At 66.5% G+C, this 17,338-nt stretch carries 13 protein-coding genes; 5 read left to right on the forward strand and 8 right to left on the reverse strand.

What is annotated here, in order from left to right; genetic code table 11:
* Positions 1-87 precede the first annotated feature (87 nt).
* The 3 genes from ACQP2U_RS40895 to ACQP2U_RS40905 form a co-directional block, all read right to left on the reverse strand.
* Positions 88-1,857 (reverse strand): hypothetical protein, encoded by a 1,770-nt coding sequence (locus ACQP2U_RS40895; RefSeq protein ID WP_433712499.1) that lies wholly within the window; start codon positions 1,855-1,857, stop codon positions 88-90.
* A gap of 154 nt (positions 1,858-2,011) precedes the next feature.
* Positions 2,012-3,145, reverse strand: a complete 1,134-nt coding sequence (locus ACQP2U_RS40900; protein ID WP_433712500.1) for a hypothetical protein — start codon at positions 3,143-3,145, stop codon at positions 2,012-2,014.
* A gap of 89 nt (positions 3,146-3,234) precedes the next feature.
* Positions 3,235-4,017 carry an SDR family oxidoreductase gene (locus ACQP2U_RS40905; protein WP_433712501.1) on the reverse strand — a complete coding sequence of 261 codons (783 nt, stop codon included), beginning with the start codon at positions 4,015-4,017 and terminating at the stop codon, positions 3,235-3,237.
* A 171-nt stretch (positions 4,018-4,188) separates the two neighbouring features.
* Here ACQP2U_RS40905 and ACQP2U_RS40910 point away from each other — a divergent pair, with 171 nt between their 5' ends.
* The 4 genes from ACQP2U_RS40910 (at position 4,189) to ACQP2U_RS40925 (ending at position 10,160) form a co-directional block, all read left to right on the forward strand.
* The gene (locus tag ACQP2U_RS40910) at positions 4,189-5,526 is read left to right on the forward strand and encodes a lipase family protein (protein ID WP_433712502.1); all 1,338 of its coding nucleotides are present in this window, start codon (positions 4,189-4,191) and stop codon (positions 5,524-5,526) included.
* Positions 5,527-5,596: 70 nt separating this feature from the next.
* A complete protein-coding gene (gene trmB / locus ACQP2U_RS40915) occupies positions 5,597-6,406 on the forward strand; it encodes a tRNA (guanosine(46)-N7)-methyltransferase TrmB (RefSeq protein ID WP_433712503.1) in 810 nt (269 codons plus the stop codon).
* Positions 6,406-7,134 carry an NYN domain-containing protein gene (locus ACQP2U_RS40920; RefSeq protein ID WP_433716764.1) on the forward strand — a complete coding sequence of 243 codons (729 nt, stop codon included), beginning with the start codon at positions 6,406-6,408 and terminating at the stop codon, positions 7,132-7,134. Before trmB ends, ACQP2U_RS40920 begins: the two co-directional genes overlap by 1 nt.
* Positions 7,134-10,160, forward strand: a complete 3,027-nt coding sequence (locus ACQP2U_RS40925) for an MMPL family transporter (RefSeq protein ID WP_433712504.1) — start codon at positions 7,134-7,136, stop codon at positions 10,158-10,160. Before ACQP2U_RS40920 ends, ACQP2U_RS40925 begins: the two co-directional genes overlap by 1 nt.
* Positions 10,161-10,438: 278 nt before the next feature.
* Here ACQP2U_RS40925 and ACQP2U_RS40930 read toward each other — a convergent pair whose 3' ends face one another.
* Together ACQP2U_RS40930 and ACQP2U_RS40935 are read right to left on the reverse strand one after the other, a co-directional pair.
* A complete protein-coding gene (locus ACQP2U_RS40930; protein WP_433712506.1) occupies positions 10,439-12,748 on the reverse strand; it encodes a DUF2339 domain-containing protein in 2,310 nt (769 codons plus the stop codon).
* 256 nt (positions 12,749-13,004) lie between these two features.
* Entirely contained in the window at positions 13,005-13,463 is a 459-nt protein-coding gene (locus tag ACQP2U_RS40935; RefSeq protein WP_433712507.1) for a hypothetical protein, read from the reverse strand.
* Between the two features lie 317 nt (positions 13,464-13,780).
* On the opposite strand from ACQP2U_RS40935, the gene ACQP2U_RS40940 reads away from it, so the two are divergent.
* Positions 13,781-14,971 (forward strand): helix-turn-helix domain-containing protein, encoded by a 1,191-nt coding sequence (locus ACQP2U_RS40940; RefSeq protein ID WP_433712509.1) that lies wholly within the window; start codon positions 13,781-13,783, stop codon positions 14,969-14,971.
* 25 nt (positions 14,972-14,996) lie between these two features.
* Here ACQP2U_RS40940 and ACQP2U_RS40945 read toward each other — a convergent pair whose 3' ends face one another.
* The 3 genes from ACQP2U_RS40945 to ACQP2U_RS40955 form a co-directional block, all read right to left on the reverse strand.
* Positions 14,997-15,548, reverse strand: a complete 552-nt coding sequence (locus ACQP2U_RS40945) for a Uma2 family endonuclease (RefSeq protein ID WP_433712510.1) — start codon at positions 15,546-15,548, stop codon at positions 14,997-14,999.
* A gap of 95 nt (positions 15,549-15,643) precedes the next feature.
* Positions 15,644-16,345: a DUF1707 SHOCT-like domain-containing protein gene (locus ACQP2U_RS40950; protein WP_433712512.1), complete on the reverse strand. Its 702-nt coding sequence runs from the start codon at positions 16,343-16,345 to the stop codon at positions 15,644-15,646.
* A gap of 350 nt (positions 16,346-16,695) precedes the next feature.
* On the reverse strand, positions 16,696-17,328 hold the full coding sequence (locus tag ACQP2U_RS40955; RefSeq protein WP_433716765.1) for a response regulator: 633 nt from the start codon (positions 17,326-17,328) through the stop codon (positions 16,696-16,698).
* Positions 17,329-17,338 lie beyond the last annotated feature (10 nt).

Genomic DNA, 17,338 nt, shown 5'->3' on the forward strand with positions numbered 1-17,338 from the left:
CGGACGCCCAGGTTCCTGCTTAAGAGGTTAACGCGATGTGACGACCAGTACGGAATCGGGTTCCTGCAGGAGTACCCACTAAGTTACCTAATCAAAAGAACTGCGATACCGATCGAGGATGGCGATATCGCGTTCGCAGGCGGCCAGCTGTCCTGGTTGCTCGGCTGCGGCGCGGCGCAGTCTGGCCTCCAATTCGGCCACCTGACGGTCGATTTCGACGATTCGCTCGGTGCTCGCGCGCATGACGCGCTCCGATAGCGCGGTCTCCGATTCCACCAGTGCGGTGGCGACCCGCTGCTCCAACTGGGCCTTCACATTCACCAGCGCGTCCGCCACCCATTGACGGAGGTGCGCGCGGTCGGCGACCTGGCCGCGGGCGCGCACCACCCAGGCCGCCGCACCCGCTCCGAGCAGCAGCGTCACCGGTACGGTCGCGAAATCGAGGGCCTGCACAAGCGAGAACGGGGCGACCAGTAGGCGGCCGATGCCGACGCCGGCGGAGGCGCCGAGCGCGATCATGAGGTGATCTTCGACACCCCGATGTCTCGGCTCTGGATCCGGGCCGACACGCGGGGCCGGATCGCGCCAACGCGGTGGCGTGTCGCGGTCGTGTTCCGGCACTGCGCCGACGCGATCGGTGAGCTCGGACAGCCGGTGGTCGATGGTTCCGTCCACGGCATTGGTCAGTTCGTTGACGGCCTGCTGTAACCGTTCGGGATAGCCACCGAATTCGGCGCGGCGCAGCCGGTCGAGTTCGCCCCTGGCCGCAGCGTGCAATGCGCGCACCCTGGCCCCGACCTCGGTCATCAGATCCACCCTTCCCAGATGCAATTGGCTGCGCAGGGCGGACATGGCGGTGGCGCGGCCGCCGTCGCGGCCGGCGAGCAGTACGGCGCGTTCTTCGCGCCACTTGATCGGTTCCGCTCCGGAACGCAGCACCGCGACCTGTTCGGCGACCCGTCGGCGGGTATCGGTCAGCACGCGCGTGGTGACCGCGGCTACCCGGTCATCGGATTCGGCGCTGGCCGTGGCCGCCGCGAGTTCGGCGTGCAGTGCACCGAGGCCGGACCGATCGATGAGGCCCGCATCTCCGGCCGACCGGCCCGCCACCGCGAGCCGCGCCGATACCGGCACGATCTCCAGGTCGTCGATGCCCTGCGCGGCGAGCAGGTCGAGATTGTGTGCCTGCACCGCACGCCAATCCTGGTAGGCGTGGATGCCGTTCATGGCGAGCAGGATCCTGGTCCCGTCGGCGCGCAGGCGCTGCACCACGTGCAGGGCGTCCGCGCCGAGGGCACTACCCGCGTCCAACAGCATGAGCGCGACCGCCGACGGCGCATTACCCGAGGGCGAGGTGGTCTCCACCACGGCGCCCGCATCGGGCACCGGATCCGAAAGCGGGATGCGCGGCTCGAACCGAGCCAACTCGGTGCGCAACAGGCTCGTATTGGCGTCATCGGGCCCGATCAAAGTGACCGCCGACGCCACTCCCGTCCCCTGCACCGCCCGCAGGAGCGCCATCCCCTGCGGGTTCCACCGCGCGATTACCGCCTCGACCTCCGGAGTCAGCGACCGCTGCTCGGCAGTCGGCGCCGGATCTTGTCCGAACGGCGATGCGGAGGTGCCGTGCGGAGCGGCCGCAGCACGCGGAGGGACCGTGGAGGTACTTGCGGCAGCGACACCCTGCGATGCACCAGTGGCGTCCGCAGCAGGAGCACCGTCCGATGCGGGAGTACCCGCGGCAGCACCCTGCGACGCCGCGGCGCCCCCCGGATCGGCAATACCTTGCGATGTGGTGGCGCCGTGCGGAGCGGGCGAGCCGTCGGAGGAAGCCGTTGATCCGCGCGGGGCAACCACTGGTCCATGGGATTCCCCGCCACTTGTCGGCGGTCCGTTCGGTGGCGATGTCGGAGCGGTCGGAGCACGCGAGGATTCGCGTGGCGCAGTACCGGATCCTTCGCGCCCAGGTGCACCGGAGGCTGATGGCTCCGTGCGTACGGAATCCGGTTGTTCAGAGTCCGGCACTGCTCATCCGTTCCCATAGCCGGATGTACCCGTTGTGGACGCGGAGGGCGGCGCGGCGAGCGGCGGGGGACATATCGCTGGAGACAACGGCGCGCCAGCGGTCGGCGCGGGCGAGGGCGTCGTCGGCATCGGACGGGGCGGGTGCGCGGTATCCAGCGGCCAAATGGGCGACCTCCGGATAGGCGAGGCCCGCGCAGAGGCCGAGCCAGCGGGCGTCATCGCCGAAGAGGTAGTCCTCCAGCATGTCCCGGGTCTTCGCGCCGTCGGCGGGCACGGCGCGGGCCGCGAGGCGGGTCAGTTCGTCGAGGAGTTCGCCGCCGCGCAGGGCGCAGACCTGTTCGTAGCGGCGGTGCAGTAGGCGGTGCAGTGGATCGATACCGCTCGCCGCGTGCATGATCTGCAGCAGTGCGTGCGGACCGAGTTCCGGGTCCCGGCGCAGCGCGGACAGCGCGCAGGTCACGCCGTACAGATCCCAGCGCTGCAGCAGTTCTTCGCGCTCGGCGACATCGGGTCCCGCCGATGCCGCGACGAACAGGTCGGGCGAGAGCGTGAGCGCCGGATCCGCGGTCTCGGCCAGGCGGCGCAGCGTGACCATATCGGTTTCGCTCACCGCACCCGCCCTGGTCCGCACCGCAAGCGAGGCGACCACCGGCAGCGTGACGGTGCCCAAGCGACCGCTGTACTGCTCGGCGGCGACGACCGCATCACCCCATCTCGACCCGATCGCATCGGCCTTGTTCAAGACCGCGACCGTTCGCTCCGGCGGCAATTCCGACAGAATCCGCCGGTCCGCGGGCTGCGGCGCGCCGGAGAGGACGTAGACGATGATGTCGGCGTCGAGTTCAGGATCGGCCACGCCCGGTTCGTCGATCGGCGCCGTCTCCACCGCCGACATCAACGCCAGCGCATGCAGCACCGTGGTTCGTCCGGTATGCGCGCGCCCGGTCACCTGAATGCGCGGCGGCCGACGCCACCGTGCGATAGCGGTCCCCACCTGGCCCACAATCCGCGGATCCGCACCCGAGCGCAGCGCCGCGAGCAGATGGTCGAGTTGGTCCAGTTCCCGTGCGGGTCCGCCCGGTCGGATCCGGGGCCCGTCGGATTCGGTGGCTGTCGGCAAAGCTGCACACCCCCTTTTCGGTGCGCCATTCTTGCAGACCTACCGCGCCGACGGGCCGCTGGCGACGGCTTGCCGGTCGCTGGAAAGGGTCAGCTGCCGCTGAAGTATTTGTTCGCGGTCCGCACCGCCCAGTTCGGCGCGTATTTCGCGGCGGCCGCCAGTACTTTTGCCTGCGCGCCGATTTCATAGTGCACGCGCGGCAGCCGTCCGCGCTTGTGGGTCGCATCCCAAATCCCTTGTGCGACATCCTCGGCACTCAGACGCACGCCGAGCGATTTGATCGTGCCGGTCGCCATCCCGTCCACCATGGCGGTGGACACGAACAGCGGCCACACCGCGATCACCCGGATATCGTGGCGCCCCCACTCGAGATCCAGCGCCTCGGTGAGGCTTTTGACCGCGGACTTGGTCGCGCCGTAGCTGGCGAGTTCCGGCTGACCGTAGATCGCCGATGCCGAGCACAGATTCACCACCTGAGCGCCGGGCGTATCGCGCAGATAGCTGAACGCCGCATGCGTACCCGCTATCACCCCGCCGAGATTGACATCGATGATCGTCTGGTGCGTGGCCAGCTCGATCGATTCGAACGGACCAGCGCGCAGGATGCCAGCATTGTTGATGAGGATGTCGAGCCGGTTCTCGTCACCGTTGAACTCCGCCAGACGCTCGGTCCAGTGAGTGTCGTTCGTCACATCCAACACACCGGTGCGTACACTGCCGCCGGTGGCGTGGATGTCGGCCGCGAGCCTGGTCAGCCCCACCTCATCAATATCGTATGCACCGACGTGATACCCCTGGGCAGCGAAAAGTAGGGCCGTGGCCCGGCCGATACCCGCCGCCGCACCGGTGATGAACACAGTCGGTCTACTCATGGGCGCAGTCTAGTGCGGGGGCACGCCCTCTACCTCGGGGTTCCCACAGATGCGATGGTCACTTAATCTGGCGGGATGGTCGGCACCATAGTCGGTGCGCAACTTCGCTTTTCGAAGGCGGCAAGCCGACCAGGCGGAATCCGTTCCGCTGGTCTCGATGAGGAGGTTGCCGTGACCGTCGATGTCATCGGTGCTGAGCCGGACGCGTCCGGCGCTAGGAAGCCACTGCTACCCAGTAGCGATCCCTTCCTCCGACCACCCAAAGGCTTCGCGGCTCGTCCGGCCGGGACCATCCTGCGCAGCCGTCGCGTCGAGCTCGCACTGTTCGGTGTTGTGCCGCAGCAGGTCTCGGCCTGGCAGCTGCTCTACCGCAGCTGCGATATGCACGGTATGCCGGAGGCGGCGGTCACCACGGTGCTCCTGCCGCTCGACGCCGACCCGGACGAGGACCGTCCGCTGCTGGCCTTCCAGACCGCCATGGACGCGGTCGCCGAGCGATGTTCCCCCTCTTATGCACTGCGTCGCGGTTCGCACGCACTCGGCTCGGTCACCCAACTCGAATGGATGCTGGTGGCCAACGCACTGCGCCGGGGTTGGGCGGTGAGTATCGCCGACCACGAGGGCCCGCACGGTAATTTCGGCGCGCCACGCGAGCCCGGTTACCGCGGACTCGACGGAATCCGCGCGGCGCTGCGCTTCGCACCGCTGGGTCTGCATCCCGATACCCGGATCGCGGTCTGGGGTTATTCCGGTGGCGGCATGGCCAGTTCGTGGTTGGTCGAGATGGCCCCGACCTACGCACCGGAGCTCGATATCGTCGGCGCTGTGCTCGGCGCACCGGTCGGCGATCCCGGGCAGGTCTTCACCCGACTCAACGGCGGGCACTACGCCGGATTGCCCGCGATCGTGGTCGCCGCGCTGCGCAGGCTCTATCCGGCACTGGCGGCGGTCTTCGACAGCGAATGCGATGCCGAGGGACACCGGCTCATCGCACGCGCCGAACGGTCCACACCGGTCGCGGCGGTGCTCGGGCTCATCAATAGAGATGTCGGCCACCATCTGAGCCGACCGCTGGCCGAGGTGCTCGCCGCACCCGAAATGCAGGTCATGCTCGATGAGCTGCGCCTCGGTCACTCCACGCCGACCTGCCCGCTGCTGGTGGTGCAGCCGGTACACGACCAGATCATCCATATGGACGGCGTCGACGGCCAGGTCGAGCGGTATCGCCGCGGCGGCGCCCAGGTCACCTATGTGCGCGACCGGCTCAGCGAGCATTTCTCGCTGCTTCCGCTGGCCACCCCCATCAGCCTGGACTGGCTCAGCGATCGGCTCGCCGGAAAACCGGTGCACGATGTCGGCGACAGCACGGTGTGGTCGGTCGCCGCCTCGCCGACCGGCGTGCGCGGGCTGTGGGAGATGCTCGGCACCGCGGTCAAGGTGGCGCTGGGCAAGCCGCTGCGTCAAGAGACCGAGCCCGAGACTCGAATCCCCCGCGTACGCGCCGCATAACCGTTCGTCTCGGATGCCCGCAAGCGATCCGCTACGACCGCTTGCTGCCCGCATCCTGCGATGCTGGACAATGGAGCGCGTGAACGACGCCGCGAACCACACTGCCGAGTCAGTTCCCGGACCGCCGTCCACAGCTGCGGCTCCGGCGGACCGGGGATCCCGAAAGGGCTCGGGCTCACGCCTGTACCCCCGAGTGACGAGCTTCCGCTCGCGCCGGGGCGCACTCACCGCGACCCAGCAGCAATCCTGGGATCGCACCTGGCCGAAGATCGGCCGCGACGTGGCCGACGAACCACTCGACGCCGCCGCCTGGTTCGGCCGCGACGCCCCGCTCGTCATCGAGATCGGTTGTGGGACAGGAACCGCCACCGCCGCGATGGCACAGGCGGAACCGCATCTGAATCTCATCGGCATCGAGGTCTATCAGCCCGGTCTCGCACAACTGGTGCAACGCATAGAGCGCGAGCAGATCGACAACATTCGCCTGCTGCGCGGGGATGCCGTCGATGTGCTGGAAAACATGATTGCTGAACAGTCGCTCACGGGCGTGCGGGTCTTCTTTCCTGACCCTTGGCCGAAGGCGCGACACCACAAGCGGCGACTATTGCAGCCCGCGACATTCGCATTGATCGCCGATCGCCTGCACCCCGGTGGTGTATTGCATGTCGCGACCGACCACGCCGACTACGCGGAATTCATCGCCGAAGTCGGCGCGGCAGAACCGCAGCTCATCGGCCTGAACGAGACCACGGGCGGGGTCAGCGCCGAACATCGCGACAGCGCGCCGATCGGGTTCGAAAGGCCTGTCACCAAATTCGAAGGCAAGGCACATCGCGCCGGAAGCGCCATCAACGAGTTCATATGGGGGAAGATCGGATGATGAGTGTCGGTGAGATGGCCCATGAGGTCGTGGATGTTGCCGGGGAGGTGCACGGCACTGGATCCGAGGTGATCGGCGCGGTTACGCCGGATGTGCGTCGAGTGCTATTGGTCTGGGACGCCCCGAATCTCGATATGGGGCTCGGCGCGATCCTCGGCGGTCGCCCGACCGCCGCCTATCGACCGCGCTTCGACGCACTCGGCCGCTGGCTGCTCGCGCGCACCGCCGAATTATCGGTCGGCAGCGTGACCCGGGTCGAACCGGAAGCGACGGTCTTCACCAATATCGCGCCCGGCACCGCCGATGTGGTGCGGCCCTGGGTGGAGGCGCTGCGCAATGTCGGCTACGCGGTGTTCGCCAAGCCCAAGATCGATGAGGACTCCGATGTCGACGCGGATATGCTCGCGCACATCGAGCTACGCAGTCACGGCGCTGGGCTGGCTGGCATCATGGTCGCCTCCGCCGATGGCCAGGCATTCCGCGAACCGCTCGAACGATTGGCCGCCAACGGAATCCCCGTTCAGATACTCGGCTTCCGTGAGCATGCGAGTTGGGCCGTAACATCCGATACCCTCGAGTTCGTAGATCTCGAGGACATCCCGGGCGTGTTCCGTGAACCACTGCCCAGGGTCAGCCTCGACTCACTGCCCGACGAGGGTGCCTGGCTGCAGCCGTTCCGGCCGCTGTCGGCGCTGCTCACCTCTCGCCCTGCCCAAGGAGTCGCTTAGTGTTCACACGCTGGGGCGATCTGGTCTATCGGCTGCGTTTCGCCGTCATCGGCATTGTCGCGGCCGCACTCTTGGCACTCGGCGGCTACGGCCTCGGCTTGGAAGACCATCTCAGCTCCAGCGGGTGGGATGACCCGACATCGCAATCGGCCAAGGCGGCCAAGCTGTCCGACGATGCGTTCGGACGTGATCACAACAGCGATGTGATCGTGCTCTACACCGCGCCGGACGGTAAGACGATCGATGATCCCGAATTCCGGCAGAAGATCGTCGACAACCTCAACGGGCTGCCGCGCGAACATCCGGATGAGATCGCCAAGATCAACGGCGCCTACTGGCAGACCGAAACCGGTCCGGCGTCACCGTTGACGTTCGGTTCGAAGGATAAGAAGTACACCTTCGCCTCCATCGCCATCCAGGGCAATAACGACACCGATATGGTGCGCAACTTCCGGAAGGTGAAGGATGTCTTCGCAATTCCGGGTATCGATGTGCAGGTCGCGGGTCTGCAAGCGGTGGCGGGCACGCTGAACGACACGATGGCCGCCGATCAGAAGCGGATGGAGATCCTGGCCATCCCTGCGGTCGCGGTGCTGCTGTTCTTCATCTTCGGCGGTGTGGTCGCGGCGGCGCTGCCGCTGATCGTCGGTGGTCTCACGGTGATCGGCGCGTGGGGCATCGTGCGGTTCGCGACCGAGTTCACCGAGGTCAACTCGTTTGTCTCGCCGGTCGTTTCGATGATCGGCCTCGGTCTGGCCATCGACTACGGCCTGTTCATCGTGAGTCGGTTCCGCGAGGAACTGGCCGAGGGCTACGACAAGCGCGCGGCGGTGCGCCGTTCGGTGATGACCGCGGGGCGCACCGTGGTGTTCTCCGCGACCATGATCATCGCCAGCCTCGGCGGCATGCTGTTGTTCCCGCAGGGCTTCCTGAAATCGATCGCCTACGGCTCCATCGCGACCGTTTCGCTGGCCGCGCTGACCGCCATCACCATCCTGCCCGCGATGCTCAGCATCCTCGGGGCGCGGGTGGATATGCTCGGGTTCAAGCGATTCCGCAAGACCAAGACCGCCGAGGAAGTCGAGAACGGCTTCTGGGGCAAGTCGACCCGCTGGGTGATGCAGCATCCGCTCAAGATCGCGATCCCGATCTGCATCCTGTTGCTGCTGTTGATCATTCCGGTCAAGAATCTGGCCTTCGGTGGCATCAACGAGCGGTACCTGCCGCCGGATAACGCGACCCGGCTCGCCCAGGCGAAGTTCGACTCGATCTTCCCGCTACGCAAGTCCGATCCGATCCAGCTCGTATTCGTCTCCGCCAACAGTAGTGACGTCGGCAAGCTGTGGGCCGCGGCCAAGCAGGCACCCGGCTTGAACGGCACCTTCGACGTACCTGCCCAGTCCAATACAAACAAGGAAGTCTTCCGCACCAGCGCGACGCTCGCGGATTCGGAGAATGCGGATCCGACCATCGACTACCTGCGCTCCCTGGAAATTCCGGACGACGTGCAGATGTACGTCGGCGGACAGCCCGCGATCCAGAAGGACAGCATCGACGCGCTGCTGCACCGGATGCCGCTGATGATCGCGCTGGTGCTGTTCGTCACCACGCTGCTGATGTTCCTCACCTTCGGCTCACTGGTGCTGCCGATCAAGGCCGCGTTGATGAGCGCGCTCGGATTGGGTTCCACGCTCGGTATTTTGACGTGGATCTTCATCGACGGACACGGCGCGAGCCTGTTGAATTTCACGCCGCAGCCGATCATGTCGCCGGTATTGGTGCTGATCATCGCGGTTATCTACGGTCTTTCGACCGACTACGAGGTATTCCTGTTGTCGCGCATGGTCGAAGCGCGCACGATGGGTGCTTCCACGACCGAGGCGGTGCGCATCGGCACCGCGCAGACCGGGCGCATCATCACCGCCGCCGCGCTCATCCTGCTCGTGGTGACCGGCGCATTCGCGTTCTCCGATCTGGTCATGATGCAGTATCTGGCCTACGGCATGATCGCGGCGCTGTTCATCGACGCCACGATTCTGCGCATGCTGCTCGTCCCGGCCACCATGAAGCTGCTCGGCGACGACTGCTGGTGGGCGCCGGCGTGGATGAAGAAGGTGCAGCAGAAGGTCGGGCTGGGCGAACCGATTCTGGACGATGAGCGTCCCGGCGGGGGCGAGGTCGTCGACCTGGTCAAGACCACGCCGATTACCGACCCGGTGACGATGCAGATGCCCGCGCTCACCGATAACGCCACCACTCGAACGCGGTCACCGCGGCGGCAGCGCACGGTCGAGGAGATCGAGGCGGGGGCGCCGACCCAGCATTTCGCGAAGATTCCGGCCGATCCGCCGGTGCCGCCGCGGCCGGTCGCGCCGCATGATCCGACTCGACCGCGCGCGAATCCGCCGTTGCATACGCCGCCGCCCGGACCGCCTGCCGCGCCATCCGGGCCTGCTTCGCCCGGGCGGGGAGCGTCCGGACCACCGGCGCCAGGTTTGCCGTCCGCGCAAGGCGCGCCATTCGCCCCGTCGAGACCGCTCGGCCCGTCGACACCGCCCGCACCGCTGGGCCCGTCGACACCGCCGGCACCGCTCGGCCAGTCGGCACCGCCCGCGCCACTCGGCCTATCGGCACCACTCAGCCCGTCGACACCGCCCGCGCCGCTCGGCCCATCGGTGCCGCCCGCACCCGAGCCCATTCGGCCGCGGCCGGTTCCGACGATTTCGGGGGCGTCCGAGCCGACTCGTCCGATTCCGCCCACAGGCACGCCCACGCCTCCCCCGCCGCCGGTTCAGCCGACGCCGATCCCGGCTGCGGACCATCCGACCCACCACGCGGCACCTCCACGTCCCGGCACGTCGAATGATGATGCGCCGGACGAGAACCGCAGCAGCATCGAAAACTGGATGGCCGAGCTGAGGTCCAACCGTCGCCGCATCGGCCAGCCCGACGAAGGTCGCCACCACAGCGCGGACGGGCGGACGGTCAGTGTGAACGAGTTGCTGCGGCGGCGGGATCGCGAGTAACGCCTTATGCGGCTGCGGCTTTCGTTTCAGCACTTTCCGAGAGCAGGTTGGCGTCGCATTTCTCGTCGCGGATATCGTAGGTCGTGGCGCATTCATTCTGTGGAACAACTAGGCCTTGTGCGGCGAAGAGACCCGCGACGTGCGTGGCCCGCTGGGCCGTGGCGTGGGCTCGACCACGCCAGTCCTGCTCACGGAATCCTGGACGCGACGGCACAAGAGGTGCGCGGGAAAACGGTGTTCGGTGAGCCAGCGTTCGTGGCGTCGCCAGCTGGTGCCCGTCAGGTCCGGTCCACAGGGTTCGCGATAGGAACTCCTCCGGCTCGGACTTCGGCGAAAGTACGGGCGTAGCGGGTGCCTGTCACCAGCAGGAGGATGCCCACTACCAGGAAGGCTGTTACCCGCACCAGGCCGTCGAGGGTGGCGAGGTCGAAGAGGAACAGTTTGGCCAGAGCGGCTGCGGTGACGAGGAGTCCGGAGCCGAGGGCCAGTTTGGCGACGGCGGCCGAGCGCGACAGATTACGCAGGCCGTAGAACAGTGCGGCGGTGGCAGCGGCCATCCACAGAATCGTGGCGGCGCTGTGGCCGACGATGAACCCGTCGGCGCTGCCGGTCGCGACGCCGATCGAGACCGCGGCGGCGGTTACGGCATACAGGCCCGCAATGCTCGCGACGACGAACAGCGTCGATTCGTCGGTTCCGCCCTTGGTCATACCGGGGAGTCTCCTGGCGCACCAGATGCCCACGGCGATGACCGCGAGCGCGAGGACGGCGCCCAGTGCGGTCGCGATACTCGAGCGCGGGTGCGCAAGCCGTTGTGTCGCAAGTACTTCCGGAGTCACGGTGGTGAAGTACGCTACCGAGCCGGCCAGCGTGAACGCCGCGCCGATGGCGGCGGTGATGCGGGAGCGCTGCTGTCCGGCCAGACCCAGATAGCAGAGCGCAACCAGGAACAGGGCGATCGGCAAGGTCTGCACTCGCGTCACACCGACGCATGCTTCGAGCAGCGCGAATGAGCCTGCGATCATGGCGACAAAGGCGATCGAACCCGGAATACCCACCAGTTCACGCAGTTTCGGCAAGGTGTGCAGCGATGCCACAGCCAGCGGCACCGCCGCACAGACCGCCGCGACCAAGGTCGCCGCGTGCCGCTCGAACATCACGGGTGCGGCCAAGAGCGCAACCATGGACAGTGCGGAAGTCAAGGCGGCGACGATATCGTCGGATCGCCTGCGCACCACCAGAAAACCACCGACCATCCCGATCGCGGCAATCGTCACCGCGGCCGTGAGCAGCCAATACACCCGGCCTTGCGCCGCATCATCAACGACGGCAATGGCAATCGCGAGCAATGTCGCCAATATCGCGGGCACAGTGCGCACCACATGCAAGAACGGCCAATCGCGAATCAATTGCACCGGCACGCATATCAACTGCAACACGATCAGGAATGCGAGCAACACCAATTCCGAAGTGACGAACGGCGACAACAACGCCGCCCCCGCGACAACGAGCACCGCGAGCGGCTGCGACTGCCACCGCATCGCGAGCCCGACCCCACCCGCCGCAACACCTGATGCCACCGCGAGCCCGACGACCGGATGCAGCCAATCGTAGATCGCAGTAACCGCGACCACGTCCAGATAAGCCCCGGCAATACCGGTGGCGGCCAAGGAAATTCCGCCGATGCGACCACCGGCCCGCCCGAACACCCTCGCTCCCGCCCCGACCAGTGCTGCCGAGAAGACCGCTCCAGCCACCACTCTCGGCACCGGCCCGAAGAAGCCAGCCTGCGCCGCAAGCACCAAAAGCATCACCACCCCGATCAGAGTCACCCCCACCCCGGCGACCGCCAGCACCCGACTGATCATCCCCTCCTGCTGCCACCATGGCGTCTTCGCCGCACCCCGCCCCGGCGGGCGCGGCGGCATACCTGGTGCAACCGCTCCACCAGCCGCCCGCGGCGGCACAAACCCACCGCCCACGCCGGGAGGCCCGACTACCCCAGCGGGCACCGCAGCCCATCCGGACATGCCGACACCGCCCGACTGCCCATACCCAGGCACCGGCCGCGCCCACCCCGAAGGCGCAACCGGTGGCATCGGAATCCGCCCCACCCAACCAGGAACTGGTGCCGACGGCACCGCACCCGCCCCGGGCACAGTGGAAGCACCAGAGATCACTGCGGTTTTCGGAGCCATCGGTGTATTCGCGGCTCCCGACTGTGACGTCCGACCAGCCGCCGACTCCCCCGTGGCCGTCGATGCGGCCGCCGCGTCCGAGGTATGCCCAGCGCCACCGGTCGTCTCGACTGAGGGAGCTTGTGGCCATACGGTCTGGCCATCGACCACTCCCCGCGCTCCGGCCCCGGTCTCACCGCTGCCGCCGGGTGGCACCGGCCCCAGCGGATACTCCCCGCGAACCGAGAATCCGGTCGAATCCTTCGAAACCCACTGTGCCGCAACCAGATCCGCGACAACCTGCGCCCGCAACAGATCCAAATCCCGACCGAGGATGCCCATCTGCGTTCCCAACGCAGTGAACTCCCCGGACAACCGCGAAATCAGCGCGGGATCGATAGACGTAGTCATATCCCCAATGCTGATTTCCCGAGCGCGCCGGAACATGAGTAGAAACCACTGGTACTCATCCGGGATCTACTCGAATTCCAGCCGCGCGGCCCACCCGGTACGAAGCTGCCTTCGCAGCGCTAAACCGGCGGCCACTGCGCCCGGAACCACTCTCAGCCGTTGCTCGGAGCAGACGTAGTCATGACACACAACTGATCGCTGGGTCACCCGGCCATCAACCCCCGCCCGGACGTGGCGGGGCGGGGGTCGGCGCTGACTACAGGGTGTGGGAGCGCATGTTGGTGACCTGGTAGACCGCATTGATCACCGCGGAGCGCGGTGGCATGCGCAGGACGCCGGGGGTTGGCTCGCCTGCCCAGTGCCAGCCGAGTGGGGAGTCGGTGGTGGGGAGCAGGACGTGACGGCCAGGTGGGATGACGGTCACGTAGTGTCCGGCCAGGCAGCGGCGCACGCTGATCTCGACCGGGACGGCCGGGCTCGGCGGTGCGACGAGGAAGGTCCAGGTGCGTTCACCGGGTTCGGCGACCACCGGGGCCGCGTAGGTCCGGTCCAGGGCGGCCAGGACTTTGCGGCCTAGATCCGGTGGCATCACCAGGGCGCCGAGGATGGAGCCGGTGGTGATCATCGGGCGACCGGCCAGCAGCTGGACCGGCAGTCCGTACCGATGTCGCAGTGTATGCGCGATTTCGTGAGGCGAGTGACAGCGCTCGAACATGGCCTACGCCTCCCCTCGTCCACAGACCGGGCAGTCCCCTCTGCGTAGCGGACCGTGCTGTTCGCGTGCGCGCTGGGTGTGGCGCGCGAATCGACTGGCCTGGACACCCGGCTCGCGCGCGCGGTCGACGCGGAGAGCTCGCACGGTGGTATTCGGCATGATATTCATTGCCGCCGCCCTTTGCATTCTCAAAGTTGCAGAAAGACAAAGGTATTCCAACCAAGCGGGAACGAGTCGTACGTAATGTCCCACTTCTAGTGAGCGCGATCACCTAACGTCGTACGCTGAAACAAGGATGTAACAAAGGACTTGGCTAAATGGACGATTCGTCGATCGGCGTGCGGATACGACTGTTCCGCGGCAAGGCGCTCACCCAGCGCCAACTCGCCGACCAAGCCGGTGTCAGCGTTGACCTGGTGCGCAAACTGGAACAGGGTGGCCGCCAGACCGCCTCGATCGCCAGTCTGCAAAAACTCGCGCGCGCATTGGATGTCGACATCTCCGACCTGGTGGGCAAGCGACACGGCATCCCCTCCGGCAATCCCGATGCCGGTATCGTCGCGATCCGGCGCGCACTGACCCCGGTCGACGATCTGCTCGGTGAGATACCGGATGAGGATGCGATCGGCCTCGACGAGGGCAGTCGCGCAGTCGATTACGCGTGGGGCGCCTACTGGACCGGCCACTACGAATTGCTCACCTCGATCCTGCCGACCGGGCTCATCCAGCTGCGGGCAACGGTGCACGCCGCCCGCAACGGCGTGGTCGCATCCGCGAATGAACTACTCGCACGGATGTATTGGGTCACCGGCTGTACCCTGGTTCATCTCGGGCAGACCGATCCGGCGTTCTTCGCGATCCGGCAGGCGCTTGCCGCCGCCGAGCTCGGCAACGATCCGCTGCTGTTGGCCACCATTCGCGGCTCGGTCGCCTGGCAGTTGCTGGTGCAGGGCCGTTATGAGGAGTCGCGCAAGGTGGCGCTGCGTGCGGCGGCGAATCTGGAGCCCGAGGGTGAGCCGACCCCGGCGCATCTGTCCGCGTACGGATCGCTGATTTTGCAGGGCGCTACCGCGGCCGGTCGATCGCAGGACGTTCCCGAGGCATTGTCGCTTGTCCAAGCGGCGGGCGAGGTCGCGTTGCGCATCGGCGCCGATCGGCACGACTACGAAACCTATTTCGGCCCTTCACAAGTCGTTATGCAGACGGTCGATGTGAATATCAGCTCCGAACGCTATCCGGAGGCGCTGACCGCCGCACGGGACATGCCGGCGAATTGCGGTCTGCCCCAGGCCTCGCGGGCTCGCCACCTCACCGATACGGCCGTCGCCCTGACGCGCACCGGCCAGCACAAGCGCGCCCTCGCCGCCCTGCTCGACGCCGAACGCGTCGGCGGCGCCGATTGGCTCAAATACCAGTCCCTGCCACGGCACATCGTCTCCGAACTACTGGACCACGACCGCCGAGTTCCCTTGCGAACCTTCGCCCGCCGCATCGGCGTCAACATCTGATCCGTTTCGGCGCGAGATGCGCCGTCTACCAGGTGACTTCAGGCAATTCGATGTCGATTGGAAAGGGGCGGTCTACCTGCACCCGGCTCCGATGCACCCCGGTCGGCGCGTATCCGCCTTCGGGCAGTAGCTCGAAAGTATAGATCACGATCGCGTTGTCTTCATTCTCCACTCGCCAGAAGCATTTGATCCCGGCCTCGGCATACTGAGCAGGTCGGAGGACTCGATCCTTTGTCTTTGTTCCGGGCGATACCACTTCGACCACGAGATGGACGTCCCCCGGCGCGAAGGACAGCGAATCAGCTGCGACCGCATCCCGCGAGACCGCGAGTAGATCTGGCTCGGGAACCGTACACCCCAGATCAATCCGCTGTTCGGTGGCGATCGAGACCCACGCGGGAGCCACGCGGCGAAGCGCGAACTTGAGAATATCGATGACTTCGTTGTGCCACACTGTGGACGGCGCCATCATGACGACTTCACCGTCCAGCAGCTCGAACCGAACATCGACAACCTTCATCAAACGGGGCAGATCACGGGCGGTGAATCCACCCCGAGGGGGTGTCGGCACGAGCACCAAATGGCCCTCGATGGGCTCGTCGATGGGCTGTGCGGCAGTCATATTAGAAGGCTACCGTCTGGTGGGCATTCGGGACGCACACCACGGGCACGCTAGCTTCCCATCAACTTGCGCCACTGGGCGCGCAAAGAGTGTTTGGCGGTGATCGAGCCGAAGCGGATTCGACCTTGCACCACCACGTGTAGGGGGCCGAGGGGTGGGCCGGTGCGGACCTTGTTGTTGACGCTGGAGCCGATGAGGTCGACGGCGTTGAGGTCGACGGTGGCCTCGGCGGGGACGATCAGGGTGAGTGAGCTGAGATAGTCGTCGACGTGCACCTCGACAACTTGGGTGGACATGATCGCCTCGGTGAAATCGAGAGTGACGCCGGAGAGCCAGTTGTTCAGATGCAGGGCCGGCGCCACCTGCCATGGACCACGGCGATTGACGCCGGAAAGGCGGCTGCGGATCACATTCCCCGGTGTGACCTGTGTCGGCACCGACGGCGGCGGTGAGATCCGCTTCGTGAAGGCGGGCGACGCGTTCACGAAGGTCGAGGGCGGTGCCGCGGGCTGACCGATGAGCCGCACGCCGGGCAGGTCGACAAGTACGGCATTGAGTTCGCCACGCGTCTTGGCGGCCAGCGCCGTGTCCATTCGCTCGGTGAACTCCCCGAGGGAGAGCATGCCGAGCCCGACAGCGCGCTGCAGCAGTTGACCGACATGTTCGCGCTCGGCATCGGAAACGCGCAACTCACGATCGCCGACCGTGTCACCGGAGCCGACACCGTTGGATACCGATTCGGGGCCACCCATGAATCCGAGATTACCGAGCCCAACCCACCCGACACATCAGGGCAATCCCCGATTCCCCGCTCCGCTGCGCCCCGATCCCGCCGATTTCGGGGCGGATCCCAGACCGTTTCCCCTCGCACCACCTGGTGTATCGGCGAGCGAGGTGACACATCACTGGAGCCGCCGGGCATCCCGGTCCACCACAAGCCGCCTCGTTCCAGCATCGGCCATCCCGTGCCACACCGGGCACGGCCAATGACTCCCACGCGCCACCCGAGACATGTTCGGGTCCTCATACAGAATGATCGGGCGGCAGTCGGCGCCTCGAGACGCCGAAATCGTCAGGCATCTACTCGAGAACTGTTGCTCACCTACTCGAGACCCTGCTCAATCGCATAGCGGGTCAGTTCAACCCGGTTGGCCAACTGCAACTTCCGCAAAGTCGCCTGCACGTGGTTCTCCACTGTTCGATGGCTCAGCCCGAGACGCGACGCAATCTGTTTGGCGGATAATCCTTTCGCCACCATGCGCAGCACCTCGGTCTCCCGGTCGGTGAGTGCGGGCCGATGCGGTTCATCCGGCTCGACTGGTGCGCTCGCCATCCGTCGATACTCACCGAGCACCAGCCCTGCCAGCCCCGGCGTAAATACCGGTTGCCCAGCGGCGGTCGCGCGCACAGCCTCGATCAACTCGCTAGCCGACGCACTCTTCACCAAATAACCCGAGGCCCCCGCCTTGATCGCATCGAGCACATCACCGCGCTCGGCCGATGCCGATAACACCAGCACCCGACTCTCCGGCGAGACCCGCAGCACCTCCGCAGTCGCCTGCGCTCCATTTCCGTCGGGCAACTGCATATCCATCAACACCACCGCAGGCCGTACCGCCGCCGCCCGCCGTGTAGCCGAACCCACCCCGTCCGCCGTCGCGACAACCACGAACCCGGCCTCGGCCAGATCGCGAGACACTCCATCGCGCCACATCGGATGGTCGTCCACCACCATCACCGAAATC

Origin of the sequence: Nocardia sp. CA-084685 (assembly GCF_050955785.1) — a bacterium.
Classification (GTDB): Bacteria; Actinomycetota; Actinomycetes; order Mycobacteriales; family Mycobacteriaceae; genus Nocardia.